The sequence below is a fragment of the Lentzea sp. NBRC 102530 genome (assembly GCF_030269365.1).
Taxonomy (GTDB): domain Bacteria; phylum Actinomycetota; class Actinomycetes; order Mycobacteriales; family Pseudonocardiaceae; genus Lentzea.
This window is the reverse complement of sequence record NZ_BSTF01000009.1, coordinates 187,960-213,678: the sequence shown is the minus strand read 5'-3', so window position 1 is coordinate 213,678 and position 25,719 is coordinate 187,960. Positions and strand designations below refer to the sequence as shown.

25 protein-coding genes are annotated in these 25,719 nt (G+C 69.7%); 12 read left to right on the top strand and 13 right to left on the bottom strand.

What is annotated here, in order from left to right:
* The first annotated feature begins 8 nt into the window (after positions 1–8).
* The gene (locus QSK25_RS24780; protein ID WP_285641660.1) at positions 9–281 is read left to right on the top strand and encodes a hypothetical protein; all 273 of its coding nucleotides are present in this window, start codon (positions 9–11) and stop codon (positions 279–281) included.
* Between the two features lie 229 nt (positions 282–510).
* Here the strand turns inward: QSK25_RS24780 and QSK25_RS24775 are convergent, their stop codons facing one another.
* Complete coding sequence (locus QSK25_RS24775; protein WP_285641659.1) at positions 511–2,289, bottom strand: recombinase family protein; 1,779 nt, start codon at positions 2,287–2,289, stop codon at positions 511–513.
* Positions 2,290–2,533: 244 nt separating this feature from the next.
* Here QSK25_RS24775 and QSK25_RS24770 point away from each other — a divergent pair, with 244 nt between their 5' ends.
* Both QSK25_RS24770 and QSK25_RS24765 read left to right on the top strand, forming a co-directional pair.
* Positions 2,534–2,932 carry an SDR family NAD(P)-dependent oxidoreductase gene (locus tag QSK25_RS24770; RefSeq protein ID WP_285641658.1) on the top strand — a complete coding sequence of 133 codons (399 nt, stop codon included), beginning with the start codon at positions 2,534–2,536 and terminating at the stop codon, positions 2,930–2,932.
* Between the two features lie 490 nt (positions 2,933–3,422).
* A complete protein-coding gene (locus QSK25_RS24765) occupies positions 3,423–4,466 on the top strand; it encodes a chitinase (protein WP_285641657.1) in 1,044 nt (347 codons plus the stop codon).
* 260 nt (positions 4,467–4,726) lie between these two features.
* On the opposite strand, the gene QSK25_RS24760 is transcribed toward QSK25_RS24765, so the two are convergent.
* The 5 genes from QSK25_RS24760 to adh form a co-directional block, all read right to left on the bottom strand.
* Positions 4,727–5,998, bottom strand: a complete 1,272-nt coding sequence (locus tag QSK25_RS24760) for an alpha/beta hydrolase (RefSeq protein WP_285641656.1) — start codon at positions 5,996–5,998, stop codon at positions 4,727–4,729.
* Positions 5,999–6,067: 69 nt separating this feature from the next.
* Complete coding sequence (locus tag QSK25_RS24755; protein ID WP_285641655.1) at positions 6,068–6,910, bottom strand: hypothetical protein; 843 nt, start codon at positions 6,908–6,910, stop codon at positions 6,068–6,070.
* Complete coding sequence (locus QSK25_RS24750) at positions 6,907–7,761, bottom strand: hypothetical protein (RefSeq protein WP_285641654.1); 855 nt, start codon at positions 7,759–7,761, stop codon at positions 6,907–6,909. The genes QSK25_RS24755 and QSK25_RS24750 overlap by 4 nt, the downstream gene beginning before the upstream one ends.
* A 10-nt stretch (positions 7,762–7,771) precedes the next feature.
* On the bottom strand, positions 7,772–8,122 hold the full coding sequence (locus tag QSK25_RS24745; protein WP_285641653.1) for a DUF779 domain-containing protein: 351 nt from the start codon (positions 8,120–8,122) through the stop codon (positions 7,772–7,774).
* On the bottom strand, positions 8,122–9,645 hold the full coding sequence (gene adh / locus QSK25_RS24740; protein ID WP_285641652.1) for an aldehyde dehydrogenase: 1,524 nt from the start codon (positions 9,643–9,645) through the stop codon (positions 8,122–8,124). Before adh ends, QSK25_RS24745 begins: the two co-directional genes overlap by 1 nt.
* A 128-nt stretch (positions 9,646–9,773) precedes the next feature.
* Between adh and QSK25_RS24735 the strand changes: the two genes are divergently transcribed.
* Genes QSK25_RS24735 through QSK25_RS24715 form a run of 5 tightly spaced genes read left to right on the top strand, consistent with a single transcriptional unit; the run spans position 9,774 to position 13,853 of the window.
* Positions 9,774–10,898 carry a GAF domain-containing protein gene (locus tag QSK25_RS24735; RefSeq protein ID WP_285641651.1) on the top strand — a complete coding sequence of 375 codons (1,125 nt, stop codon included), beginning with the start codon at positions 9,774–9,776 and terminating at the stop codon, positions 10,896–10,898.
* A 27-nt stretch (positions 10,899–10,925) separates the two neighbouring features.
* The gene (locus QSK25_RS24730; protein ID WP_285641650.1) at positions 10,926–11,675 is read left to right on the top strand and encodes a hypothetical protein; all 750 of its coding nucleotides are present in this window, start codon (positions 10,926–10,928) and stop codon (positions 11,673–11,675) included.
* Between the two features lie 9 nt (positions 11,676–11,684).
* Entirely contained in the window at positions 11,685–12,542 is an 858-nt protein-coding gene (locus QSK25_RS24725) for a PfkB family carbohydrate kinase (protein WP_285641649.1), read from the top strand.
* Positions 12,543–12,589: 47 nt separating this feature from the next.
* Complete coding sequence (locus QSK25_RS24720) at positions 12,590–13,327, top strand: DUF4397 domain-containing protein (RefSeq protein ID WP_285641648.1); 738 nt, start codon at positions 12,590–12,592, stop codon at positions 13,325–13,327.
* A gap of 1 nt (position 13,328) precedes the next feature.
* Positions 13,329–13,853 (top strand): class F sortase, encoded by a 525-nt coding sequence (locus tag QSK25_RS24715; RefSeq protein ID WP_285641647.1) that lies wholly within the window; start codon positions 13,329–13,331, stop codon positions 13,851–13,853.
* Here the strand turns inward: QSK25_RS24715 and QSK25_RS24710 are convergent.
* The 7 genes from QSK25_RS24710 to QSK25_RS24680 all read right to left on the bottom strand — a co-directional run bounded on the left by QSK25_RS24710 (position 13,843) and on the right by QSK25_RS24680 (position 21,386).
* Positions 13,843–14,457, bottom strand: a complete 615-nt coding sequence (locus QSK25_RS24710; RefSeq protein WP_285641646.1) for an ABC transporter ATP-binding protein — start codon at positions 14,455–14,457, stop codon at positions 13,843–13,845. The two genes, QSK25_RS24715 and QSK25_RS24710, sit on opposite strands and share 11 nt — an antisense overlap.
* Entirely contained in the window at positions 14,439–15,341 is a 903-nt protein-coding gene (locus QSK25_RS24705) for an ABC transporter ATP-binding protein (protein WP_285641645.1), read from the bottom strand. The genes QSK25_RS24710 and QSK25_RS24705 overlap by 19 nt, the downstream gene beginning before the upstream one ends.
* Positions 15,335–16,219 (bottom strand): ABC transporter permease, encoded by an 885-nt coding sequence (locus tag QSK25_RS24700; RefSeq protein WP_285641644.1) that lies wholly within the window; start codon positions 16,217–16,219, stop codon positions 15,335–15,337. Before QSK25_RS24700 ends, QSK25_RS24705 begins: the two co-directional genes overlap by 7 nt.
* Positions 16,212–17,225: an ABC transporter permease gene (locus QSK25_RS24695; RefSeq protein ID WP_285641642.1), complete on the bottom strand. Its 1,014-nt coding sequence runs from the start codon at positions 17,223–17,225 to the stop codon at positions 16,212–16,214. The genes QSK25_RS24700 and QSK25_RS24695 overlap by 8 nt, the downstream gene beginning before the upstream one ends.
* Positions 17,189–18,754, bottom strand: coding sequence for an ABC transporter substrate-binding protein (locus QSK25_RS24690; RefSeq protein ID WP_285641641.1), 1,566 nt, complete (start codon positions 18,752–18,754; stop codon positions 17,189–17,191). Before QSK25_RS24690 ends, QSK25_RS24695 begins: the two co-directional genes overlap by 37 nt.
* 488 nt (positions 18,755–19,242) lie before the next feature.
* Positions 19,243–20,970: a dihydroxy-acid dehydratase gene (locus QSK25_RS24685; RefSeq protein ID WP_285641639.1), complete on the bottom strand. Its 1,728-nt coding sequence runs from the start codon at positions 20,968–20,970 to the stop codon at positions 19,243–19,245.
* An 11-nt stretch (positions 20,971–20,981) separates the two neighbouring features.
* Positions 20,982–21,386, bottom strand: a complete 405-nt coding sequence (locus tag QSK25_RS24680) for a helix-turn-helix domain-containing protein (RefSeq protein WP_285641637.1) — start codon at positions 21,384–21,386, stop codon at positions 20,982–20,984.
* Positions 21,387–21,485: 99 nt separating this feature from the next.
* On the opposite strand from QSK25_RS24680, the gene QSK25_RS24675 reads away from it, so the two are divergent.
* Genes QSK25_RS24675 through QSK25_RS24660 form a run of 4 tightly spaced genes read left to right on the top strand, consistent with a single transcriptional unit; the run spans position 21,486 to position 25,660 of the window.
* Positions 21,486–22,727 (top strand): hemolysin family protein, encoded by a 1,242-nt coding sequence (locus QSK25_RS24675; protein WP_285641635.1) that lies wholly within the window; start codon positions 21,486–21,488, stop codon positions 22,725–22,727.
* The gene (locus tag QSK25_RS24670) at positions 22,724–23,824 is read left to right on the top strand and encodes a hemolysin family protein (protein ID WP_285641633.1); all 1,101 of its coding nucleotides are present in this window, start codon (positions 22,724–22,726) and stop codon (positions 23,822–23,824) included. Before QSK25_RS24675 ends, QSK25_RS24670 begins: the two co-directional genes overlap by 4 nt.
* A gap of 28 nt (positions 23,825–23,852) precedes the next feature.
* A complete protein-coding gene (locus tag QSK25_RS24665; protein WP_285641631.1) occupies positions 23,853–24,860 on the top strand; it encodes a sporulation protein in 1,008 nt (335 codons plus the stop codon).
* Positions 24,861–24,898: 38 nt separating this feature from the next.
* Positions 24,899–25,660 (top strand): TerC family protein, encoded by a 762-nt coding sequence (locus QSK25_RS24660; RefSeq protein WP_285641628.1) that lies wholly within the window; start codon positions 24,899–24,901, stop codon positions 25,658–25,660.
* Positions 25,661–25,719 lie beyond the last annotated feature (59 nt).

Below are 25,719 nucleotides of genomic sequence, written 5' to 3'. Positions count from 1 at the left end.
CAACGCTCGTGTCCACCATCTCTTCCCGCCCGCGTCCACTGCGCACCATCGCCTCCGTCGTCGGTGGTCTCACCGCCCTGGTGTCCGGCCTGGTCGGCTCCGGCCTGCTCACCACCGACCAGGGCAGCGCGATCACCGGCGTGATCAACGCCGTTGTCGTCCTGCTGGGCACGCTCGGATTCGTCCTCACCGCCGAGCGCAAGGTGACCCCGCTGGCAGACCCCCGAGACAGCGCCGGACGGGCTCTCACGCCCGCTGAGCGCGAGGGGGACACCTGGTGACCCGGTACCGCATCCCGGACCCCAGGACGGTCCTGTCACAGGATGAGCTGGACTCAGCCCGCGCGAACGTCGCGCAGGCACCCCGGCTCACCCAAACTCAGCTCGATCTCGTCTCGCGCGTGCTCAGCCCCCAACTGCGCGCGACCCTCGGGCGCTAGCCCGTAACAGCAAACGGCCCCCAGCACCCGGACGAACCGGGATGCTGGGGGCCGTTGTGTCGTTTCAGCGGTCAGGCCGCGCCGACCAGGTCCGCGCCGGACTCCTGGTGCTCGTCGCCCGGCATCGTCGGGGGCACGACGTACCGGAAACCGGGGTCGATCGTCGTCGTGTCGAGCTTCCCGCGTACCTTCTTCTTCGTCTTGTAGATCTTCGGGGCCATGATCGCCCGCAGGATCTTGCGCTGCTGCACGACGTCGAGGGACAGAAACGCCGCGCGGACGTCGACCTTGCCGACGACCGTTTCCAGGACCGCAGGCAGCAGCGCCCGCCGCAACCGCTCTTCCGCCTTCTCGATCTCGGGCAGCAACTCGGCCTCGAAGTACGCGAACGACTCCGCCGAAATCTTCTTCTGGACAGCCTGCCTGCGGAAGTCCGCCAACTGCGCCCGCAGGGCGTCCAGGTCGTCCTGTGCCTTGCCCGCCTCGCCCTTCTCGTCGTGCATACGGAATATCTGCGCCGCGTCCTCACGTTCGAGCAACAACAGCGCCTGTTCGGTCAGCCACGCATCCGTCAGGTCCTGACGGCGCAGCACACAGGACTTCACCGCGCACCGATACCGCAACATGCCCTTGTCGAACACTGAACAGATCTTGTCCCCGCACTCCCCGCACGTGGCGATGCCCGTCCACAGGTGCTTGACCCGCTCGGGATGGGGTTCGGAGGCGCGGCGATCCTTGTCCTCCAACAGGGCCTTGAGCTTGAGGTGTTCCTCGTATGTCTTGATCTCGTCCCAGTTGGTATCGATCGGCACCAACCGGAACCCCTCGGGTGCGTTCGGGTCCGGCTCCTGACGCATCATGATCTGTTTCTTGTACCGGCGCAGACCGGCCGAGGGCGGAGACAGGGCGATGTTCTTGACCTTCGTCCCACACCACTTGCTCGGGTGGAAGTAGGGGACCTTGTTCACGTTGTAGTACTTCGCGACGTCCTTCGGTGTCGCACCGACCGTCACGCGCTCCACAACCGTGTACGCCCATTCCCGGTCCTCCGGCGTGAGCGAGGCCAGGAACGCGTCCCATTCCTTCTCGTGCTTGCTCGTGTCGACCAGGTTCGACACCTTGCGCCGGTCCCACTGCCGATCACGGGGCGTCGGGATGCCCAGCCGGTTGAGTTCGCGCGCGATCCAGTTCAACGTCCTGGGCTTCTCGCCCAGCAACCAGTCCACGATCATCCGGATGACGCGCTTCTCCTCCTCCACGACGTACCAGCCCAGTGACTTACCCGTCTCCTGGCAGTAGTACGGCTTGTAGCCGTAGGCCTTCGGGCCGGGGTGATCGCCACGCTTTGCCCGTGCCCGGATACCGCGCGTCGAGTGGATCGAGATGTTGAGCGCCGCGCCCTCGGCCTCGACCGCGTCACGAAGCGTCGCGGCGCGGTCAACCGGATCGCTCATGTCGTAGACACGCCCGCCGTAGGCCCACAGAGCCCCGGTCTCCATGCAGATCCGCCGCAGACGTCCGTACACCTCGATGTCGCGTTGCGCGCGGGAGTGGTCGAACGTCCACAGCATCTTTCCGCGACCTGCGATCAGGTCGCTGAGAGCCTGCTCGTAACCCCCTCGGGCCTCCGTCGCATAGGTCGATCCGCTCAAATCGTTGTCGCTGTAGACGGCAACGATCGTTGCACCTGCTTCGGTGCAGAACTCGTGCCCTTCGTCGTACTGCGAGTCCACGGAAATACTGTTTCCCCACCTGTCTTGCGACGCGCGCAAGTACAGGATCACGGGAATTCCCGTCAGGTCATACCGAACCCTTTTCGGACCGGCCAGAGCTGATGGAAAACCAGTCATCGGACACCCCCAGTCGTCATACCCAACTCTGCCACGAGCTGCGGCAAGTCCGCCACGGAGATCTCTCGCTGACTGGTCGCGCGCGGCGCATAACGACTTGCGCTCACTCGCGCTTGCGTACTCACGGAGAATTCGCCACAACAAAGGTCACACGACGACCTGTAGTAAATTACCGTGCGTGATGGATCAGGCTTGACTGAAAGCGCAAGTCGATTGCTTCGTTCGGTTGACATAGCTATTCACAGTGTCAGCGAAGAGAACCAACATCCTCTTCGGCGTCGAGGCGGGCAAGCGCTGGCTGTCCGAGGGCATCACCATGAACGCCCTGATGCCGGGCAGCATCGCCACCAACCTCCAGCGCCACCTGACCGAGGACGAACTCCAGGCCGCGATCCGCCGCAGCGGATCCACCACCCGCCGCCGCAAGACCCCGGAACAGGGTGCCGCGACCACCCTCGTGGTCGCGACGACCCCACTGCTCGACGGCATCTCGGGCAGGTACTTCGAGGACTGCAACGAGGCGGAGCCGTCCACCGGCGACAACCACGTGCGGGGCCTGGCCGCCTACGCCCAGGACCCGGAGTCGGCCGCCACCCTCTGGAAGCACACCGAGGAAACCCTCTGGGCTCTCGCCCACGCCTGAGCACGGCCGGAAGGGGTGAGGTAGTGGGACGCGGAGGCAGGTTGGCGCGAAGGCACCACCTGTCTCCGCGTCAACCCGCCTCCTCTGCCGCCGGCAACCACATCCACCCGCAGCGCGCTGTGCTCCGAGTCGCCCGTTTCATCGCTACGGGTGGGGGTTGTCGCGTTCCGCATCCGAGCCATGCGGTGCGTCGCTTCGCATCCGCTGCAAGCCACCAGCCGCCATCAGCCATCAGCCACCAGCCGCCACCAGCCGCCACCAGCCGCCACCAGGTCTCGTCTGCTGCCGTTGCGCTCCTGCCGGCCCAGACTCCCGCCGTGCGCTCCTGCCGGCCCCGACCCCCGCCGTTGCCGCCCGCCGTGCGCTCCTGCACAGCCCATCCGCCTCCCCGCAGACCGCCCACCCCAGCACTCCACGCCGCCGCTAGAGGTCTGGACCATTTCGTGGTTCAATGACCGAGGGTCGCCGCCTGTAAGCGAAAGGTGAGCGAATGTCTGCCCGCAACCTGCTGAGGGCAATGACCGCCCTGATTCTGCTCATGAGCACCCTGCTCGTCCCGGCCACCGCCCAGGCGGCCGACACCTGCGCTCTCAAACCCCGCCCCGCCGGCAAGGTCCTGCACGGCTACTGGGAGAACTGGGACGGCGCGGCCAACGGCGTGCACCCGCCGTTCGGCTGGACGCCGATCACGGACAGCCGCATCAAGCAGCACGGCTACAACGTCATCAACGCGGCGTTCCCGGTGATCCGGTCCGACGGCACCGTGCTGTGGGAAGACGGCATGGACGCGGGCGTGAAGGTGGCGACGCCGGCCGAGATGTGCGCGGCCAAGGCGAACGGTGCCACCATCCTGCTGTCCATCGGCGGGGCCGCGGCGGGGATCGACCTGAGTTCGGCTGCGGTGGCCGACCGGTTCGTCGCCACGGTGGTGCCGATCCTCAAGAAGTACAACTTCGACGGCATCGACATCGACATCGAGACCGGGCTGGTGGGCAGCGGCAACATCACCCAGTTGTCGGCGTCGCAGGCCAACCTGATCCGCATCATCGACGGTGTGCTGGCGGCGATGCCGGCCGGGTTCGGGCTCACGATGGCGCCGGAGACGGCGTACGTGACGGGCGGCAGTGTCGTGTACGGGTCGATCTGGGGCGCGTACCTGCCCATCATCAAGAAGTACGCGGACAACGGCCGGTTGTGGTGGCTGAACATGCAGTACTACAACGGGTCCATGTACGGCTGCAGCGGTGACAGCTACTCGGCCGGGACCGTGCAGGGGTTCGTGGCGCAGACCCAGTGCCTGAACAAGGGGCTGGTCGTGCAGGGAACCACGATCAAGGTGCCGTACGACAAGCAGGTTCCCGGGTTGCCCGCGCAGCCCGGCGCCGGCGGCGGGTACATGAACCCGACGCTGGTCGGGCAGGCCTGGAACAGCTTCGGCGGTCAGCTCAAGGGGCTCATGACCTGGTCGATCAACTGGGACGGCTCCAAGAACTGGACCTTCGGCGACAAGGTGAAGTCGTTGCAGGGCCGCTGAGCGCTTGGCCAGGAGTCCTGACCGTGGTCGCGCTCGTTTCACGAGCGCGTTTCACGTTGCCGGAGTGCACGCGGGGAGCTTTCGTTCGCGCTGAGCGCACGTGAGGGCCCCGCGTGCGGCGGGGAAACGTGAGGGTGGCTCGGGGTGGTGCTGACAGGGCTTCCGGGCAGTTGCTCGGGTGGGGTGACGCGGAACGTCGGCGAGGTCCGGCTCGCGCACCGTCAGGAGGAGGCGTTGCGCGAGCCGGACCACGGGAAGGGTCACTTGCGGGGTGCGACCCTGGACTCGTAGGACGCGGGCTTGTACCAGGGGTTGAAGAAGCAGCCTGTGCCGTACGTGCGGTCGTGGCTCGGGCAGGCCGCCGAGATCAGGAACGGGTTGGAACGCAGGCCGAACTTCTCCCACGCCGACAGCGACTGCATCGCCGCGGCGTACTCGGAGTCGCTGAACGCGCTGTGCGTGGCCTCGGTCGTGAAGGTCTGCACCAGGTTGTACCAGCGGCCCGCCTTCAGGACGGTGTCGCGGTAGGCCGACTCGTGCTCGACGAACGCCGTCGGGTCACCGATCGCGTGGACGGACAGGACCGGGATGTCGATCTTGCCGGTCAGGTCGCTGTCGTACGCGAGTTCGGCGCGCGCGGCGGGGTCGGCGGCGAAGCGTTCGACGCCCTCGTTCAGCGCGGCGTCGTCGTGCGAGCCCTGGTAGACGACACCCGTGTTGCTCCAGGGGTTCCGGTCGCCCAGTCGGTTGTGGACGATGTCGCGGAACGTGAACGTCGCGAAGTTCAGGTGCGAGTTCAGGGTTTCCTCGGGGATCTTGGTGACCGCGAGGATGTCGTTCAGCTTCTGCTGCTGCTCGGCGGTGCGACTGCCTGCCACGCCAAGGCATTCCTCGATGCGGCCGCGCAGCCCGGCGGTCGTCATCGTGGAACCGGGACGCAGGCCCTGCCACAGCGGGTACTGCACCTCGGACGGCCGCGGGTGGTTGCCGCAGTAGTACTGGTAGACCACGCGCAGGTCGACGCGGTAGTCGTAACCACGCGAACCGCCCGCCATCACACCGCTCGTCAGCAGAGCGGCGTCATAACCCTTGTACAGCTCGATGGTCTTGGCCGCGACGTTGCCGCCCCACGACTGCCCGTGGATGTACGTCCTGTGCGGCTTGAGCATGCCGACGACCATCTTGCGCAGGTTGTCGGTGTCCTCGGCGGCCATCCGCGTGCCGTAGCCGCCGCGCCGGTACGAGGTGCCCGCCCACGCGTAGCCCTCCTTCACCATGACGGCCCACCGGTTCAGGTCGTCACGGGTGCGCTCCGGGGTGGGGTCGCCGAGGTCGGGGCCACCGTGCGAGTGCACGACGAGCGTCTTGTTCCACTTCTTCGGCACGGCGATCGTGTAGTACGCGCCGTTCGGGTCCCGGCCCTCGTAACAGGTGGTGCCGGCGGGGACGTTCTCCGGGCACGGTGCGGTCGGGGGGAGGTGCACCGGCGACGTGAGACTCGCGGTGAGTGCGAATGCCAGCAGGACGTTCATGGCGGGAATAGTCAGTCGGCCCGGATAAGTGGTCCAGTTCACTCGCACAAACTTGGGATTTCCCTGACGTTACGAGCGCGTCACGCGCCGGAAGCGGGCGCTGTTGAGCACGTGCCGCGCCCACGCGTGGTCAGCGGGGTCGTCGTGCACGCACGTCACGACGAGCATCTCACCGAATCGCGCCACGTGCCCGTGGAACTCGTGCTGCCCCGTCGCGGACTCGAGCCACAAGGCGTGCCTCAGCTCCACGCCGTCCTGCTCCTGGAACCGCTGCGACGAAGGCACGGCCGGTGCGCCGTCGAGAGCCATCTCCAGGAACTGCTGAGCGGGGGTGCCCTGCGCGCGGCGGACGTCCACGAAGACCGCGCGGCCCGGGCCGGCGAAGCGCAGGCCCTCCTCCAGCACGTGCGGGGTGAGGCCCGCGGTGCGTTCGATGCTCCACGTGCCGGGCAGCCTCTGGCGGATCGAGATCGGCAACGCCACCAGGTACCCGCTGAGCACCTCGTCGCGGTCCGCGACCGTGCCGAGCAGCGGGTGGGTGACGTATTCGGGGAGGTCTTCCGGCTCGTGGACCTCGGCGGTGACGGGAGCGCCGCGCAGGCCGTCCCACGGTTTGAGGTCGTGGGCGAACGTGCCGGTGAACTTCAGCGACGCGTAACCGGGGGCGTCCCACACGGCAGCCGCGTGCTCGGCCTGGTCCGGGGACACCTGCATCCAGGCGCCGAACCACAGCTCGAGGTCACCGGTCAGTTCCACGGGCAGGACGCAGCGGACGTAGGCGTCGGAACCGTCGAACAGGACGTTGCCGCCGGCCGCGAGCGAGGGCGACGTGACACCGGGTGGCAGGCCCAGGTCCAGGTCGATGGCACCGGACTCGTCCACGAGAGCGCCGCAGCAGGCGCAGGCCGTCACCCGACGTACCGGACGCTGTTGAGCACGTGCTGGGCCCAGGAACGGTCGGCCGGATAGCGGTGGACGCACCTCACGGAGATCATCGTGCCAGGGCGGACGACGTGCGCGTGGAAGACCTGTTCCTCGTGGCCGTCGATCACCTCGCTCAGCCAGAACGCGTGCCGCAACTCCGGGCCGTCGTGCGTGACGGAGTGCTCGGCGCTCGCGGGGTAGCCGTCGAGGACCGCGCCGAGGAAGTCGCTCACGCTGCCGCCGGTGAGGTCGGCGTAGACGTCGAGGGCGACGCGGCGGTCCGGGCTCGTGAACCTGACCGTGCGGCCGTCCACGACGCAGCGCATGCCCTCGGTGCGTTCGATGGACCAGACCTCACCGAGGGTCTCGCGGACGGGCACGGGCAACGGGTGCCGGATGCGGCACAGCACCTCGTCGCGGTCCCATTCCCGTTCCAGCAACGGGTGCGAGGTGAAGTAGGGCAGCTCGTCGGTGTTGAGCACGGCGGCCTCGACGGCCACGCCCAGCACGTTCCACGGCTTGATGACGTTCGCGAACGTGCCGGAGACGCGGAGGTTCGCGTACTGCTCGTCGTTGTCCCACACGGCGTGCGCGTACATCGCGTCGACTTTGCTGATCTGCGTCCAGGCGCCGAACACGATCTCGGTTCCGCCGGTCAGCCGAACCGGGAGCAGGCAACGGAGGTAGGAGGCACCGTCCGGTCCGACGAGCAGGCCGCCGGTGGGCGCGCCGAGTCGGCCGGCCGGCACGCCGAGCAGTTGCTCCGGACGGTTCAACCTGTAGTCGATGCGGTCCGTAGAGGTGATCTCGGCTCCGCAGCATCCGCATTGGACGGTCATGCGGGAGAGACTAGAGCTCCTCGTCGGTCAGCAGTCGAGAGCGCACCAGAAAACGCACTCCCAGCGGTGCTTCCAGCGAGAAACCGCTCCCACGACCGGGCACCACGTCGATCGTCAGGTGCGTGTGGCTCCAGTACTCGAACTGCGCCGCGGACATCCACACAGGAACGACGAACTCGTCCACGGAGAGATCACCGAGGTGCACGTCCGAGCCGCCGGTGCGGAACTCCCCGAGCGGGTAGCACATCGGGGCGGAGCCGTCGCAGCAGCCGCCGGACTGGTGGAACATCAACTCGCCGTGGTCGGCCCTGAGGCCGCGGAGCACGTCCGCGGCCTCAGGGGTCAGGTCGACGCGGGGCATCAGAAGAAGCCCAGGGCGTTCTGGGAGTAGCTGACGAGCAGGTTCTTGGTCTGCTGGTAGTGGTCGAGCATCATCCGGTGGTTCTCGCGGCCGATGCCGGACTGCTTGTAGCCGCCGAACGCCGCGTGCGCCGGGTAGGCGTGGTAGTTGTTCACCCACACGCGGCCCGCCTGGATGTCGCGGCCCGCGCGGTACGCCACGGAACCGTCGCGCGACCACACACCCGCGCCCAGGCCGTACAACGTGTCGTTGGCGGTCTTCAACGCGTCGTCGTAGTCGGAGAAGCGGGCGACGGAGACGACCGGGCCGAAGATCTCCTCCTGGAAGACCCGCATCTTGTTGTCGCCCTCGAAGATCGTCGGGTTCACGTAGTACCCGCCCGACAGCTCGCCGCCGAGGTCCGCGCGGTCGCCGCCGGTCAGCACGCGCGCGCCTTCCTGCTTGCCGATGTCGATGTAGGACAGGATCTTCTCGAGCTGGTCGTTGGACGCCTGCGCGCCGATCATCGTCTCGGTGTCGAGCGGGTGCCCCTGCTTGATGGCCTTCGTGCGTTCCACCGCGTCGGCCATGAACGAGTCGTAGATGTCGTCCTGCACCAACGCCCGCGACGGGCACGTGCAGACCTCGCCCTGGTTCAGCGCGAACATCGTGAAGCCCTCGAGCGCCTTGTCGTAGAAGGCATCCCGCTGCGCCGCGACGTCGGCGAAGAACACGTTGGGCGACTTGCCGCCGAGCTCCAGCGTCACCGGGATGATGTTCTCGCTGGCGTACTGCATGATCAACCGGCCGGTGGTCGTCTCGCCGGTGAACGCCACCTTCGCGACGCGCCGCGACGACGCGAGCGGCTTGCCCGCCTCGACGCCGAAACCGTTGACGATGTTGACCACGCCCGGTGGCAGCAGGTCCGCGATCAGTTCCATCAGGACGTGGATCGACGCCGGGGTCTGCTCGGCCGGCTTGAGCACCACGGCGTTGCCCGCCGCCAGCGCGGGCGCGAGCTTCCAGACCGCCATCAGGATCGGGAAGTTCCACGGGATGATCTGCCCGACGACGCCGAGCGGCTCGTGGAAGTGGTAGGCGATCAGGTCCTCGTCGATCTGCGAGATGCCGCCCTCCTGGGCGCGGATCGCGCCCGCGAAGTAGCGGAAGTGGTCGACCGCGAGCGGCAGGTCGGCGGCCAGCGTCTCACGCACCGCCTTGCCGTTCTCCCAGGTCTCGGCGACCGCGAGCTTCTCGAGGTTGGCCTCGATCCGGTCGGCGATCTTGTTCAGCACGTTCGCGCGGTCGGCGACCGACGTCCTGCCCCACGCGCGGGCGGCGCCGTGGGCCGCGTCCAGCGCGCGTTCGACGTCCTCGGCGGTGCCGCGGGCGATCTCGGTGAAGTCCTCACCGGTGACCGGCGTCGGGTTCGCGAAGTACTGGCCCTTGGCGGGCGGCACGTACTCGCCTCCGATGAAGTGGTCGTACCGGTCGCGGAACGTGACCACGCTGTCCGGTTGTCCTGGAGCCGCGTACTTCGCCATGCGCCCTGCCTCCCGCGTCGTTGCGAACAGGCGGCGAACGTAGAACCGGCAACGTTTCACCCACGTTGCATCCGATCGGACTAACCGCAGGCTTGCTCAGGCGGCGGAGCGGCCTGCATCCTGGACCGATGGACCCAGTCGAGCTGGGTGCCGCGCGTCCGGTGATCTTCGAGTCGTGGCGGCGCTCCCTGGCCGCGCGCGTCGACCCGGACCGGCACGAGGCTCCGGTGGTCTACGCGCGCGACGAGATCGCGGACCTGCGCGGCGCGCACCCGCTCGCCCACACCGTGCCGCTGCTGAAGGCCACGCTGTCGATGGACGACACGATCATGATCGTCACCGACACCCGCGGCACCATCCTCTGGTGCGAGGGCGACAACGGGGTGCGGCACAGCGCCGAACGCGTCCACCTCACCGAGGGCTCGCGCTGGAGCGAGGACGTCATCGGCACGAACGCGATGGGCACGGCGCTCGCGACCGGCCGCCCCGTCACCGTGCACTCGCGTGAACACCTCGTGCGCACCTACCACGGCTGGACGTGCGCGGCGAGCCCGATCCTCGACCCCCACACGGGCGTGCTGCTGGGCGTGGTCGACGTCAGCGGGCCGCTCAAGACGATGCACCCGGCCGTCGCGCAGCTCGTGTCCGCCGCCGCCCAGCTCGCCACGCACCACCTCAAGCAGTTCGCACCGAGGCAGCACGTGCTGACGTTGAACTTCCTCAACGGGCTGCACGCCGACCTCGACGGGCGGCCGCTCGCCCTGACCCTGCGCAACGCCGAGGTGCTCACGGCGCTCGCGTTGCACCCCAAGGGACTCACGGCGGAACAACTCGCGTTGTTGCTCTATGGTGAACGCGGGAACCCGACCACGGTCCGCGCGGAGCTGCACAGGCTGCGTGCGCAGCTCGGTGGTGTCCTGTTGACGAGGCCGTACCGGCTCGACGCGGTGGTGCGCGGCGACTTCCTGGACGTGCGGACGGCGCTGCGCTCCGGTGACGCGGGCCGGGCCACCCGGCACTACAGCGGCGATCTGCTGCCCCGGTCGGACGCGCCCGTGGTCCGCGAGGAACGGGTGGACCTCGCCGCCGCGGTGCGCAGGGGTGTGCTGGAGCGGGGAGATCTCGACGCGTTGCTGTCGTTCGCGGACAGCGGGGACGACGTCGAGGTGCTCGAACGCCTGCGCGTGCTGCTCCCGGTGGCCGATCCCCGTCACGCGCTCGTCTCCTCGCGCCTGCGAAGGGCGCTGGAATAGGCTTTCCCGCAAGGGGGAGAGTGAACAGTGAAGCAGTGCATCAACTGCATGACCCGGTTGCCGCGCAAAGAGGTCACCGAGGTCGCGTGGTGTGCTTTGTGCGGGCCGTGCCTGCGGCTCGTGGAGGACCAGATGAAGGTCCTGCACGACCGGCCGGGCGGTGCCGAGGTGCAGATCCAGCAGTGCGGCTGGTGCGGGGTCGCGCGGTCGTGCGGCGCCGGCTGGCGCACGAGGTGCCTGGTGTGCCTGGACGACAGGTCGGTGCCGGACCCGGCGGTGCAGAGGATCGCGCACCGGCTGGAGCTCGACGGCACCTGGCGGGAGAACTCGGAGTTCCTCGCCGCGACGACCGTGAAGATCCGCCTGGCGAAGTATTCCAGGCCGGGGTGGACGGTGCTCGCGACGGACGTGCACGGCCTGCCCTGGACCGGGTACCGGTGGCTGACGAGGTCGCACGGCACCTGGGGCCGCGACGACGAGACGGGCGAGGTGGCGAGGCTCAGGCGGCTGCGCGGCGACACGACGCTGCTCTACCTCGTGCGGTACGGCAGGGTGCTCAAGTTCGGGCGCGGGCACGCCGACCGGGTGGGCGCGCACGTCGCCCAGGGCGCGGTGCCGGTGCTCGTGCTGTCCGCGCCGGGCCAGCAGGTCGTCGTGGCCAGGGACCGGCTCAAGCGGCTGCACCGCAGCGAGATGGTGTCCCAGCGGACGCCGGTGGACCTGTTCGCGGTGCTGCCGGACGGCGAGGACGTTACGGATCGGTTCTCGCGCGGGTAGTCCCCCTGGGTGGACGAGATCGTGGTGGTCGGACAGGTGGCACGGGACCTGGTGCTCGTCGTGGACGAGGTGCCGGGCCCCGGTGGCACGGCGCCCGTGAGGCAACGCCGGGAGGTGCTCGGCGGCAAGGGCGCGAACATCGCGTCCGGGCTGGCGCAGCTCGGTGCGCCCGTCGCGCTGGTGGGCGTGGTCGGGGACGACGACGTGGGCACGCGGCTGATCGCCCGTGCCGCCGCCGACGGCATCGCGACCCGCAACGTGGTCGTGCGGCCGGACTGCGCCACCGGGCTGATCGTGGACGTCGTCGCGGACGGCTGGCGCTATCTGGAGGACCTCCCGGACGGCGTGCTGCTGCGGGAGGAAGACCTGCCGTTGGACCTCATCGAACGTGCGCGCGCCGTGGTGGTGCAGTTGCAGCAACGGCCTGAGGTGGCACTCGCGGCGGCACGGGCGGCCCAGGGGCGCGTGGTGCTCGACGGTGCGTCCGAACAGCTGAGGGACGAGCTGCTGGCCTGCGCGGACGTCGTCAGGGCCGACCACCGCGAGGCCGAACTGCTGACCGGGCGCACCATCAGGACGGCCGACGACGCGATCAGCGCCGCCCGTGAGCTGATGCCCAAGGAGCTCGTGGCGTTCGCCGTGGACGACGTGGGCAACGTGTTCGTGTGGGACGGGGGAGAGCTGGTCGTGCCCCTGGGAGACGTCGAGGTCGTCGACACGACCGGCGGCGGGGACGCGTTCGTGGCCGCCCTGACGTTCGCCCTCACGCGTGGGGACGGGCCGGAGGAGGCGGCCGGGCTCGCGGTCGAGGCCTCCGCGGCCGCCGTGTCGCACGCCGGAGGGCGCACGAGGCTCACCGGACGGTGATCAGGCGGGTTATCGTTGGAGCGCGTCCGGTGAGGGGAGGGGTCCGCGTGCGAGTGCTCGCCGTTGTGCTGTTGTTGCTGCTCAGCGCCACGCCCGCGCAGGCCGCGACGGGTACGTACGTGCGGCTCGGGCACTTCTCGATGGACCAGGCGCGGGTCGACGCCGTCCTCGACGGGGAGAAGCTCGGCACCCTCGACTTCGCCGAGCTCTGGGACTACCGCCGGGTCGAGCCGGGCGAGCACGTCGTCGAGTTCCGCATGTCGGAACCGGGGAGCCCGCTGCTGCGGTCCGTGACGGTCCGGGCGACCGCCGGGCAGGCGTACACGGTCATCGACATGGCGTCCTCGATGCGGACGCTGGAGGACGACGTCAGCCAGCCGCCGAACGGCCAGGCGCGGATCCGGGTGATCAACGCGGGCGACGCGGAGACGGACCTGCAGCGCGGCACCACGATGGTGCACCGCGGCGTGCAGCCGACCTCGTCGACCGGCTACGTCCTCGTGCCGGCCGGCCCGGACGCCCTGGAGGTGCTCCAGCGCGGCAAGGACTCGACGAAGCTCGACACCCCGCTCGAAGCGGGCGGTGTCTACTCGCTGCTGGTCAACGCGCGGCGGATCGAGCTGCGGACCGACGCCAAGGGCGCCGAGGTCGTGCCGAGCGGCGGGCAGGAGACCGGGTTCGGCGGCATGGCGGGCGGCTGGGACTGGCTGACCGCGCTGGTCATCACGTTGATCGTGGGCGTGGCGATGTACTCGGTGCGCGGCCGGTTGTTCCGGTTCGGCTGACATGGCCAAGGGCAAGCTGCTGATGGGCGTGGCGGTCCTGGTCACGCTGATCTACGTGGTCAAGGGACCCGGCGGTGACGAGGTGCCGGAGCCGGTGACGGTGTCGATCCCGTCGATCGGGGTCGAGACCACGCTGGAGGCGTTGGAGGTCGACTCGGCCGGGGCGCTGGAGCCGCCGACGCGCGCGGACAAGGCCGGGTGGTACGCCAAGGGCGTCGCGCCGGGGGACGCCGGGCCCGCGGTGATCGCCGGGCACGTCGACTCGAAGACCGGGCCGGGGGTGTTCTTCCGGCTGCCCGAGTTGCAGCCCGGCGCCGAGGTGCTGGTGGAGCGCGAGGACGGCAGCAAGCTCACGTTCGTCGTCAGCGGCACGCACACCACGGACAAGACGGCGTTCCCGACCGAGGCCGTGTACGGGCCGACGTCGTTGTCCGAGCTGCGGCTCGTGACGTGCGGCGGCGACTTCGACCGGGCCGCGGGCAGCTACCGGGACAACGTCATCGTGGACGCGGTGCTCAAAGTCTGACGGTCTCGTCCGCCCACCGGCCGAGCAGCGTGGCGTCGTGCGAGATCGCGAGCACCCCGGCGCCGGAACGGGTCTGGTAGTCGCGGATCACGCCGACCAGCGCGGCTGTCGTGGAGGCGTCCAGCATCGTCGTCATCTCGTCGCAGATCAGGTAGCGCGGGTTCAGCGCCAGCGCCCGCGCGAGGCAGGCGCGTTGCAGCTGGCCGTCGCTGACCTCGTGCGGACGGCGGCCCAGCAGGTCGTCGGTGAGCATCACCAGCTCCGCGAGCTCGTCCACCCGGTCGCCGCCCGGTTCCGCGATGGCCTGGCGCAGCGTGAACCGCGGGTCGACCGACAGCCGGGGCTGCTGGAACAGCACACCGATCTTCGTGCGCTGCCGGGCCCGGAAGCGGAACCCGGTGACGGTCTCGCCGTCGATCTCCACGGTCCCCGCGAACGGCTTGTGCAGCAACGCGAGCACACGCGCCAAAGTGGACTTGCCGGACCCGCTCGGCCCGGCCAGCCCGACGGTCCGTCCCGGGTGGACGGTGAGGCTGACGTCGGTGATCACCGGGCCGCGGTAGCCGGCGGTGATGCCGGTGCCGCTCAGCACGGCAGGTGGCACGCGACGGCGTGCGGGTCGTCGGTCAGCACGGGGCGGTCCTCGCAGATCGCGGTGGCCTGCTCGCAACGCGGGGCGAACGCGCACCCCGCCGGCAGGTCGGTGAGCAGGGGAGGCTGGCCGGGCACCGGCACGAAGTCCCGTTCCGGCAACGCGTTGGCGAGCCCGCGCGCGTACGGGTGCCGCGCGTGGTCGAGCACCTCGTGCGCCGGGCCGACCTCGACGATCCGGCCCGCGTACATCACCGCGATCCGGTCGGCGACCTGGTGGGCCGCCGCCAGGTCGTGCGTGATCAGCAGGACGGCGTGCCCCTCGTCCACGAGCCGGCGGAACTCCTGCAGAAGCCCGTCGACGAGGTCGCGGTCGAGGCCGGTGGTGGGTTCGTCGGCGATCAGCAACGGCGGGTTGCCGACGAGGGCCAGGGCGTTCGCGACGCGCTGGGCCATGCCGCCGGACAGCTCGTGGGGGTAGCGGTCGAGGTGTTCGGGCAGCAGACCGGCGCGTTCGGCGGCCTGGTCCGCGTCGCCGCCGAGAATCCGGGCGGCCTCTTCGAGTTGGGACCGGGCGGTGCGCACGGGCGTCAGGTGGCTCGCCGGGCTCTGCGGGATGAGACCGATCTGCCGCCCACGCACCTTGGTCGCCAGCTCGTGGTCGGTCGCCGCGAGCAGGTCGACGTCGCCGAGCCGTGCGCTGCCGGAGGTCTCCGCGTTGCCGGGCAGGAACCCGAGCAGTGCCGACGCCAGCACGGTCTTGCCGCAGCCGCTCTCGCCGACCAGCGCCACGCACTCGCCCGGCCTGATCCGCAACGACACGTCGTTCACGGCCTGCACGGTCGCGCCTTTGAGCGCGAACCGCACCGACACCCGGTCGATCTCCAGGTTCACCACGTCAACTCCGTGCGCCGCTTGGGGTTCAGCCGATCCCGCCACACGCCGCTCACGCCGGACACCGCGAGCGTCGTGATGATCAGCATCAGGCCCGGTGCCAGCGACATCCACCAGCCGCCGAGCAGCAACGAGCGCTGGGCGTCGTTGATCATGTTGCCGATGCTGGCCGCGTGCGGCGGGAGCCCGAGGCCCAGGAACGACAACGCCGTCTCGTGCCACACCGCGTGCGGCACCATCAACGTCGTCGCGAGCAGCACCTGCGGGGCGACGTTCGGCAGCAGGTGCCGCGTGAGCACCTGCAACCGGGTGGCACCGCCGACGATCGCCGCGTCGATGAACGGCCTGGTGCGCAACGACAACACCTCGGAGCGCACGATCCGGGCGGCCGTGAGCCAGTGCGTCAGCGCGATCGAGATGATCACGGCGTGCAGGCTCGGCCGCAGGATCGCGACGATCACGATGCCCAGCAACAGGTGCGGTACCGAGGCGATCGCGTCGACCACCCGCATGAGCACGCGGTCGAACCAGCCACCGATCGAGCCCGCCAGCGCGCCGACCGCCGTGCCGACGACCGCCGAGATCACCGCCGCGACCACCCCGACCGTCAACGAGACCCGCAGCGCGTAAACGCAGCGCAGCAAGACGTCGCGGCCGAGTTCGTCGGTGCCGAACAGGTGCGCGGCCGACGGTGGCCGGTTGGCGATCGCGAGGTCGACGTACTGCTCGTTGAGCTGCACGAACAACGGCACGACCAGGACGACCACCGCGACGATCCCGAGGACGATCGCGGACGGCAGCAGCCGCCACTTCGGCGAACGCGGGGGAGACGCGGCGGTGAGGCGGCTGCGCGGGGCAGGACGCCAGGTCAGGTCAGCCATCGAGCGCCACCCTCGGGTCGGCCAGGGCGTACAGGACGTCGGCCAGCAGGTTGCCCAGCAGCACCACACCGGTCGCCATCACGGTCAGCGCGCCGAGCAGGGCGAAGTCGACGTTCAGCGCCGCCTCCACGGTCGCCCGCGCGATGCCCGGCCACGAGAACACGGTCTCCACCAGCAACGCCCCGGTGATCAGCTCGGGCAGCCGGGCGCCGAGCAGCGTCAGGAACGGCAGCAGCGAGGTGCGCAGCGCGTGCCCGGACACCACCAGGTGGTCCGGCAGGCCGCGCGCCCGCGCCCCGATCACGTGGTCCTGCGTGAACGACTCGAGCAGGTTCTGCCGCACGAACAGCACGAACCACGGCGCCTGCGAGATCGCCAGCACGGTCACCGGCAGCACCATGTGGAGCGCGACCCCGCCGGCGGACGGCGGTGCGGAACCCGTGGTCACGCCACCGCCGGGCAACCACCGCAGCTGCAACGCGAAGACGTAGAGCACCGCGAGCCCGAGCCAGAACACCGGCGCGGCCTCCAGGGCGTAGCAGCCGCCGGTGATCGACCGGTCGAGCCAGGAGCCCTGCCGCCACGCCGCGAGCGTGCCGAGCAGCAGGCCGAGCACCAGCGCCAGCGTGAACCCGACCGACACCAGCAGCACCGTCCACCCGAGACGGTCGCCGATCACCGCGGACACGGGCTGCTGCAACGACAACGAGTCACCGAGGTCACCCGCGACGGCGTGCCGCAACCAGGCCCAGTACTGCGCGACGACGGGTTCGTCGACACCCCAGTTCTCGCGCAGCTGCGCCACGCGTTCCGGCGAGGCGCCGATGATCCGCACGCCGAAGTAGCGTTCGATCGGGTCGAACGGGCTGAGCTTCGCGAGCACGAACAACGCGAAGCTCACCACCAGCAGCACCGGGACCGCGAAGGCCAGCCGCCGCAGCGCGAGCCGGCCGATCGCCCTGCCCCGCGTCACGGCTTCGGGGTCCAGCGCTCGAGGTTCCACCACACCGCGTGCACCAGGCCGTGGTCGTGCGGCTCGACCTGGGTCTCCTGGCCGTTCCACTTGTCCCGCACGACGTACGTGTGGTCGAGGAACACCAGGAACGCCCACGCGGGGTCGGCCGAGTACGCCTGCTGGAACTCGTCGTAGGCCTTCTTGCGGGCGGCCGGGTCGAGGCTGCGGCGCGCGGTGTCGAGTGCGGTGTCCACAGTGGAGTTCTTGTACAGCGTCATGTTCACGTAACCCTGCTGGCCCGCGTAACGCGAGTGCAGCAACGTGTACGCGGCGGTGTCGGGGTCGTACGGGTCGCCGCCACCCCAGACCGAAGCCGCTTCCTTCCGGCGTTGCAGCATGATCTCGAACGTCGTGGCCTCGACGGGCGCGTCGATGCCGAGCTTCGCGATGTCGGACGCCGTGGCCAGCGCGAGTTCCTTGCGCAGCACGTCCGGGGCGGGGTAGAGCACCGGCAACCGGGCGGGCTGACCGTCCTTGGCGCGCTTGCCGTCCGCGCCCTTGCGCCAGCCGGCCTCGTCGAGCAGCCTCTCCGCCTCGGCGACGTCGTAGGTGAACGCCGAACCCTCGTCGTACCAGTCCTTCAGGTACGGCGAGATCGGCGTGGAGGCGGGCTTGCCGGACCCGGCCAGCACGGCGTCGATCATGGCCTGGCGGTTGATGCCGAGGTTGATCGCGCGCCGGACCTGCGGCGACGACGTGAGCGGCAGCTCGGACGGGATGCCGAGACCGCGGTAGTCGGCCGACGGGTTCTGCACGATCTTGTACCCGGACCGGTCGCGGTAGGTCTGGGCGAGCTTGGGCGGCAGCACCGTGCCGTCGAACTCTCCGGCGGCCATGCGGGTCGCGCGCGCGTTGTCGTCGGGCACGAACACGACGGTCACGGACTTGATCGCGGGCGCGCCGCCCCAGTACTTCTCGTTGGCCTGCAACACCATCCGGTCACCCTTGCGCCACTCGGCGACGGTGTACGGGCCGGTGCCGACCGGTGCGGTGTTGAACGCGGCGGTGTTGATGTCCTGCCCGGTGAGCTTCGCGGCGGGCACGATGCCGAGCGCGAGTTGCTGGGCGAAAGGCGCGTACGGGTAGGAGAGCGTGAACTCGACGGTGGCCGGGTCGACGGCTTTGACGTCGGCCAGTGCGTCGAACCGGGAGGCGATCGTGGAGTTGACCTTCTTGTCCACCACGGACCGGTAGGTGAACACGACGTCCTCGGCGGTGAGCGGGGTGCCGTCGGAGAACGTGACGTCCTCGCGCAGCTTCGCGGTCCACTTCAGACCGTCCGCCGAGGCCGTCGGCAGTTCGGTCGCCAGTGCGGGTTTCAGCGCCAGCGACGCGTCGCGCGTCACGAGCCCGTCGAAGATCTTGGCCGCGCCGTCGGGGGCGTAGCCGAGCACGGGGTTGAGGTTCTCCGGTTCACCGCCCGCGCCGATCACGATCGACGTGGCCGAAGCGGTCGTCTCGCCGTCGGGTGAGGTGCACCCCGCCAGCAGAACCAGGGCCACCCAAGCCACTCGCCGCATGCAGTTCCTCCCCGGAAGTCCGTCTTGCCGGGAGCAGCTAACAGCAAGAAACTTGCAACAAGCAATACCTGGCACCACTGCGCGCAGGTCAGGGGCGTGCCAGCATCTCCGCCATGACCAGCGGCGTACACACTCACGAACACACCCACGGCGACGTAACTCACACGCACCCGCATGGCGAGCACGCCCACGATCACGTGGAGCACGAGCACACCCACGCGCACGGCGGTTCGACGCACTCACACACGCATGTGCACGACGCGGGACACGTCGAGGAGCACGACCACTCGCACTAAGCACTCGGCCGAACGTCCTGTCCGTGAGCGCACTCGCCTCACGAGCGCGTTTCACGTTGCCGGGTGGTCGCACTCGCTTCACGAGCGCGTTTCACGTTGCCGGAGTGCACGCGGGGAGCTTTCGTTCGCGCTGCCCGCACGCGAGGGCCCCGCGTGCGGCAGGAAAACGTGAGGGTGGGTTCGGGCGGTTGCTCAGTGCGATTCGCGCGTTACCTCGCTGCCGCTGGAGCCGAGCAGGAAGTCCAGGTCGGCTCCGGTGTCCGCGCCCAGCACGTGGTCGACGTAGAGCCGTTCCCAGCCGCGCTTCGGTGCCGCGAACGCCTCGGCCATCGCCGTGCTGGGGGAGCGCTGGAGGAAGTCCGGCGCCTCCACGTCGATCCGCCGGTTCGCCACGTCCAGCACGATGACGTCGCCGGTCCGGACGAGCCCGAGTGGCCCGCCCGCCGCCGCTTCCGGTGCCACGTGCAGGACCACCGTGCCGTACGCGGTGCCGCTCATGCGCCCGTCGCAGATGCGGACCATGTCGCGCACGCCCTGCTCCAGCAGCTTCTTCGGCAACGGCATGTTCGACACCTCCGGCATGCCCGGATAGCCGCGCGGCCCGCACCCGCGCAGCACCAGCACGGAGTCCGCGTCCACGTCGAGGTCGGGATCGTCCACGCGGGCGTGGAAGTCCTCGATGCTGTCGAACACCACGGCCCTGCCGCGGTGCTGCAACAGGTGCGCGGACGCGGCCGCCGGTTTGATCAACGCCCCGGACGGCGCGAGGTTGCCGCGCAGCACCGCGATCCCGCCCTCGGTGATGATCGGCTCGGTCCTGGTGCGGATCACCTCGGGGTCCCAGATCGGCGCGTCGTCGAGGTGCTCGACGAGCGGCCGTCCGGTCACCGTGACGCCCTCGGGGTCGAGCAGGTCGCGCACCTCCCGCAGCACCGCCAGGAGTCCGCCCGCGCGGTGGAAGTCCTCCATCAGGAACCGGCCGGCGGGCTGGAGGTCCACCAGGAGCGGCACACCGGAGCCGACGCGGTCGAAGTCGTCCAGCGTCAGGTCGACGCCGAGGCGTCCGGCGATGGCGAGCAGGTGCACCACGGCGTTGGTCGACCCGCCGATCGCCGCCAGCGCCACGATCGCGTTGTGGAAGCTCGCCTTCGTGAGGAACGTGCTGGGCCTGCGGTCCTTCTCGACCAGTTCCACGACGAGCTTCCCGGTGCCGTGCGAGGCTTCGAGGAGCCGGCTGTCCGGCGCCGGCGTGCCCGCCACTCCGGGGACCACCGTGCCGAGGGCTTCCGCCACCAACGCCATCGTCGACGCCGTGCCCATCGTGTTGCAGTGGCCGCGGCTGCGGATCATCGCCGACTCGGAGCGGTTGAAGGCCTCCTGCGACAACGTGCCCGCCCGCACCTCCTCCGACAGCCGCCACACGTCCGTGCCGCAGCCCAGGGGAGTGCCGCGGAACGTGCCGGTCAGCATCGGCCCGCCCGGCAGCACCACGGCGGGAACGTCGACGGACGCGGCGGCCATCAGCAGCGCCGGGATCGTCTTGTCGCACCCGCCGAGCAGCACCACTCCGTCCACGGGGTTGGCGCGCAGCATCTCCTCGGCGGCCATCGCGGCCATGTTGCGCCACAGCATCGCGGTGGGGCGGACGTTGGTCTCGCCCAGCGACACGACGGGCAGGTTGAGCGGGTTACCACCCGCCTCGTAGACGCCGTTGGAGACGGACTGCGCGACCTCGTTCAGATGCGCGTTGCACGGCGTGAGGTCGGAGGCGCTGTTGGCGATGGCGATCTGCGGCCTTCGGAACGCGTCGTCGGGGGTGCCGCGGCGCATCCAGGCGCGGTGGATGTAGGCGTTGCGGTCGTCACCGGCGTACCACTGCTCGCTGCGAAGTCCCACAGGCGCCTCCTGCTCGGTGGTCACTCCGACCCTAGCTACATCGGGAGGTCCGGCGGGAGTTGCAAGGCGATGGTGATCAGCGAGTGCACCCGGTTGGCGATCACCGACAGCAGTCCGTGCATCTCCGGCGAGGCCGCGTCCGCGCACTCCTGCAGCGTGCGCAGGTCCGTGTCGATCTGCCCCAGCACCGCCGCCGTGTCGGCCGGACCCGCGGCGAACGCGCGGGCGATGTCCTCCAGGGGAAGACCGTGGACCTCCAGGCGTTGTACGAGATGGATGCGTTCCACGTCGTCCGCGCGGTAAAGGCGGTAGTTGGAGGCGGTGCGCTGGGCGGGGCTGATCAGGCCCAGCGTCGTGTAGTAGTCGACGGTGCGGATGCTCACGCCCGCCCGTGCGGCGAGTTCGCCGATCTTCAGCAGCGCTTCCGACACAGCGATCACCTCCCGTCCCCGCAACCATACAGTGCTACGTGCTACTGTTGGAAACATGCCTGAAGAAGCCGATGTAGACGGCTGTAGTACTGGGCCGGGTGCGCCTTGTTGATCGCATCCGGCTTGCTCGCCATCGTGGTGCTGACGGTGGCCACCGGGTACTTCGTTGCCCAGGAGTTCGCGTACATGGCGGTCGATCGCGGCCGTTTGCAGCAGATGGCCGAGGGCGGCTCGAAGGCCGCCGAACGTGCCTATCGCGTGACGCAGAAGCTCTCGTTCATGCTGTCCGGTGCCCAGTTCGGCATCACGGTGACGGCGCTGCTCGTGGGGTACGTGGCCGAGCCGCTGCTCGGTGCCGGCCTCGGCATCCCCGGCTCCATGGTGATCGCGCTGGCGTTCGCGACGTTCGTGCAGATGGTGCTCGGTGAGCTGCTGCCGAAGAACCTCGCGATCGCCCGGCCCGAGCAGCTCGCGCTCGCGTTGAGCGGGTCGACCCTCGTGTACCTCAAGATCGCCGGACCGGTGATCCGGTTGTTCGACGCGGCCGCGAACCGGCTGCTGCGCGCGATCGGCATCGAGCCCGTCGAGGAGTTGCCGCAGGGCGCGACGCCGGAGGACTTCCGCCAGATCGTGGAGGACGCGGGGGAGCAGGGGCACCTGGACCCCGAGCTGACCCGGCTGCTGGAGCACGGCATCGGGTTCCGCGGACTCGTCGCGGAACAGGCGATGACGCCCCGCGTGAACGTCCACACCGTGCGGTTCGACGAGCCCGCCTCGCGCGTGGTCTCGTTGCTGGACACCGGTAACTCGCGGTTCCCCGTGGTCGGTGAGGACCTCGACGACCTGCGTGGCGTCGTGGGGCTCGCCGAGGTGCTGACCCTGGAGCCCGAGCAGCGGTCCACGACGGCGATCGAGAAGATCGCCTCGCCCGCGCTCGTGGTCCCGGCGACGCTGCCGCTGCCCGCCGTGCTCGAACGGCTGCGCACCGAACGCCGCCAGCTCGCCTGCGTGGTCGACGAGTTCGGCGGGTTCGCCGGCGTGATCTCGCTGGAGGACCTGGCCGAGGAACTCGTCGGCGAGATCCACGACGAGGACGACCAGGTGCCCGCCATGATCGAGAAGGTCGGCGAGGACTGGCGCGTGCCCGGCCGCATGCGCCTCGACGAGGTCGAGGACGCCACCGGCGTGGAACTGCCCGCCGACGACGCCTACGACACGGTGTCCGGCCTGGTGCTGCACCAGCTCGGCCGCGTGGCCGAGGCCGGTGACGAGATCGAGATGAACGGAGTGCGCCTGGTGGTCACCACCGTCGCGCGCAACGTCCCCGACACGGTGGTGTTGTCCCGATGAGCATCGCGATCTCCGTGTTGTTGCTGGCGTTGAACGGCTTCTTCGTGGCCGCCGAGTTCGCGTTGATCGCGGCGAAGCGGCACCGGCTGGAGCAGGCCGCCGAAACCTCCCGCGCGGCCCGTGCCGCCGTGGCCGGCGTCCGCGAACTCTCGCTGATGCTCGCGGGCGCGCAGCTCGGCATCACGCTGTGCACCCTGGGTCTCGGCGCGCTGGCGAAGCCGGCCGTCGCGGACCTGCTCGAACCGGCGCTGGCGTGGACCGGCCTGCCCGAGGCGTTCGCCTACGGCATCGCCTTCGCGATCAGCCTGGTGCTGGTGGTGTTCCTGCACATGGTCGTCGGCGAGATGGCGCCCAAGTCGTGGGCCATCGCGCACCCCGAGCGCTCCGCGCTGATCCTGGCGCTGCCGTTCCGCGCGTTCGCCCGCTCGGTCCGCTGGCTCCTCAGCGGGCTGAACGCGGTGTCGAACGCCCTGCTGCGCCTGCTGAAGGTGGAGCCGCAGGACGAGCTGGCGCAGGCGCACCGGCCGGACGACCTGCGGATGCTGCTGCGCCAGTCCGCCGAGCACGGCCTCATCCCCGAGGCCGAGCAGCGGCTGCTGACCAGGATGCTCCAGGTCCAGCGCACGACCGTGCGCGAGGTGATGGTGCCGATCGCCGACACGTCGACGGTCACCGAGGACGTCACCGCCCGCGAGATCGAGCAGCGCAGCCTCCAGTGTGGACGGTCGCGCTTCCCGGTCACCGATGCGAGCGGCGCCTACGTGGGCCTCGTGCACATCCGCGAGGCCATGCGCGCCACGGCTCGCGGCGAGAATCCCTCGGCCCGTGAGCTGATGGGCCCAGTGCTCACGCTTCCGGCGTCGATGCCGGTGGCCCAGGCGGTAACGGCAATGCGAGAAGCCCGCGCCCAGCTCGCCATGGTGGCCGAAGACACGGATGCGAGTTCGCGCCGGACGGCCGACTTCCCGGCGAACGAGCCGCCGTCTCCGGAGGAGCGGCCGTCAAACACCGGTATTGCCGCACTCGAAGACCTCCTCGAAGAGCTGATCGGCGACTTCGAGGACGAAACCGACACCCGTCCGGTCAGCGTCCGCTGACCGGAGTTTCCTAGAGAGGAAACGCACCATGTTCAAGCGGATGCTCAGCGCGTTCGGCGTCGGCGGCCCGTCTGTCGACACCGTCCTGGACTCGCCGCACGCCACGCCCGGTCAGGTCGTCACCGGGCAGGTGCGCATCCAGGGCGGCAGCGCGGACGCCGAGATCGGCCAGGTCGTGCTGTCGCTCGTCACCCGCGTCGAGGTCGAGCACGGTGACCACGAGTACGGCGGCGTGTCCGAGTTCCTGCGGGTCGTCGTGGCGCAGGGCGTGCGGGTCGCGGCGGGCCAGCCCGTCTCGGTGCCGTTCCAGCTGCCGATCCCGTGGGAGACCCCGATCACGGCGGTCGGCGGTGGCCAGCTGCCCGGCATGACGGTGGGCGTGCGGACCGAGCTCGTGATCGCGGGCGCGCCGGACAAGGGTGACCTCGACCCGATCCTGGTGCACCCGCTGCCGTCGCAGGACGCGGTGCTCAACGCGTTCGGGCAGCTCGGCTTCTCGTTCCGCAGCGCGGACGTCGAGGCCGGCCGCCTGCACGGCGTGCCGCAGGAGCTGGGTTTCTACCAGGAGATCGAGTTCTTCCCGCCGGGGCAGTTCGCGGGGCAGATCCAGCAGGTCGAGCTCACGTTCGTGGCGAACCCGCACGAGCTGTACGTGATCCTCGAGGCCGACAAGCGCGGCGGCATGTTCTCGTCGGGCGGTGACTCGTTCGGTCACTTCCGCGCCTCGCACCAGGAGGCGCAGGGCACCGACTGGGCGTCGGCGATCAACGGCTGGCTGGCCCAGATCGCGCAGCGCGGCCACGCGAACCCGGCGTTCGGCGGGCACAACCCCGCGTTCGGCGGTCAGCCCGGGTACGGCCAGCAGCACGGCTACGACCAGCACGGCCACCATGGGCACCACGGCGGCCACCACCGCAGCGGTCCTGGCATGGGCACGGTCATCGCGGCCGGTGCCGCCGGTGTCGTCGGCGGCATGGTCGTCGGCGAGATGATGGACGACGCGTTCGAGGACTTCGGCGAGTTCGAAGGCGAGTAGCGGTTCCCGCGCAGCCCACGACCTGAAAGGACCCGTTGATGGAGTGGATGACGAGCCCGGAGCTGTGGGTCGCGTTCGCGACGCTGCTGCTGCTCGAAATCGTTCTGGGCATCGACAACGTCATCTTCATCTCGATCCTGGCCGGGCGCCTGCCGGAGGAGCAGCGGCGCAAGGCCCAGGTCGTGGGCCTCTCGCTGGCCCTCGTCACGCGCCTGATCCTGCTCGCCTCGCTGGCGTGGGTGATCGGGCTGACGGCACCGTTGTTCACGGTGTTCGGCCAGGAGATATCGGGACGTGACCTGATCCTGCTGCTGGGCGGGCTCTTCCTGCTCGGCAAGGCCACGTTCGAGATCCACGAGCAGCTGGAAGGCGCGGACCACGCCAAGGAGCGCAAGGTCGTCTCGTTCGCCGGGGTGATCGCGCAGATCCTGGTGCTGGACATCGTCTTCTCGCTCGACTCGGTGATCACCGCGGTCGGCATGGTCGACGAGCTGGGCATCATGATCGCGGCCGTGGTCGTCGCGATGGTCGTGATGCTGTTCTCCGCCAAGGCGATCTCGGAGTTCGTGAACCGCCACCCGACGGTGAAGATGCTCGCGCTGTCGTTCCTGCTGCTGATCGGTGGCAGCCTGATCGCCGAGGGCTTCGACCAGCACATCCCGAAGGGGTACGTGTACGGGCCGATCGCGTTCTCGGTGTTCGTGGAGTTCCTGAACCTGCGCATGCGCGCCCGGCGCAACGCCAAGCCGGTCGAGCTGCACGGCACGTACGTGAAGAACGAGGTCAAGGCCGCGGACTGAGTTTGCGTTCCGCCCACCGGGGTAACCGCGCTCTGCGTCAAGCAGTCGGCGTTGCTACC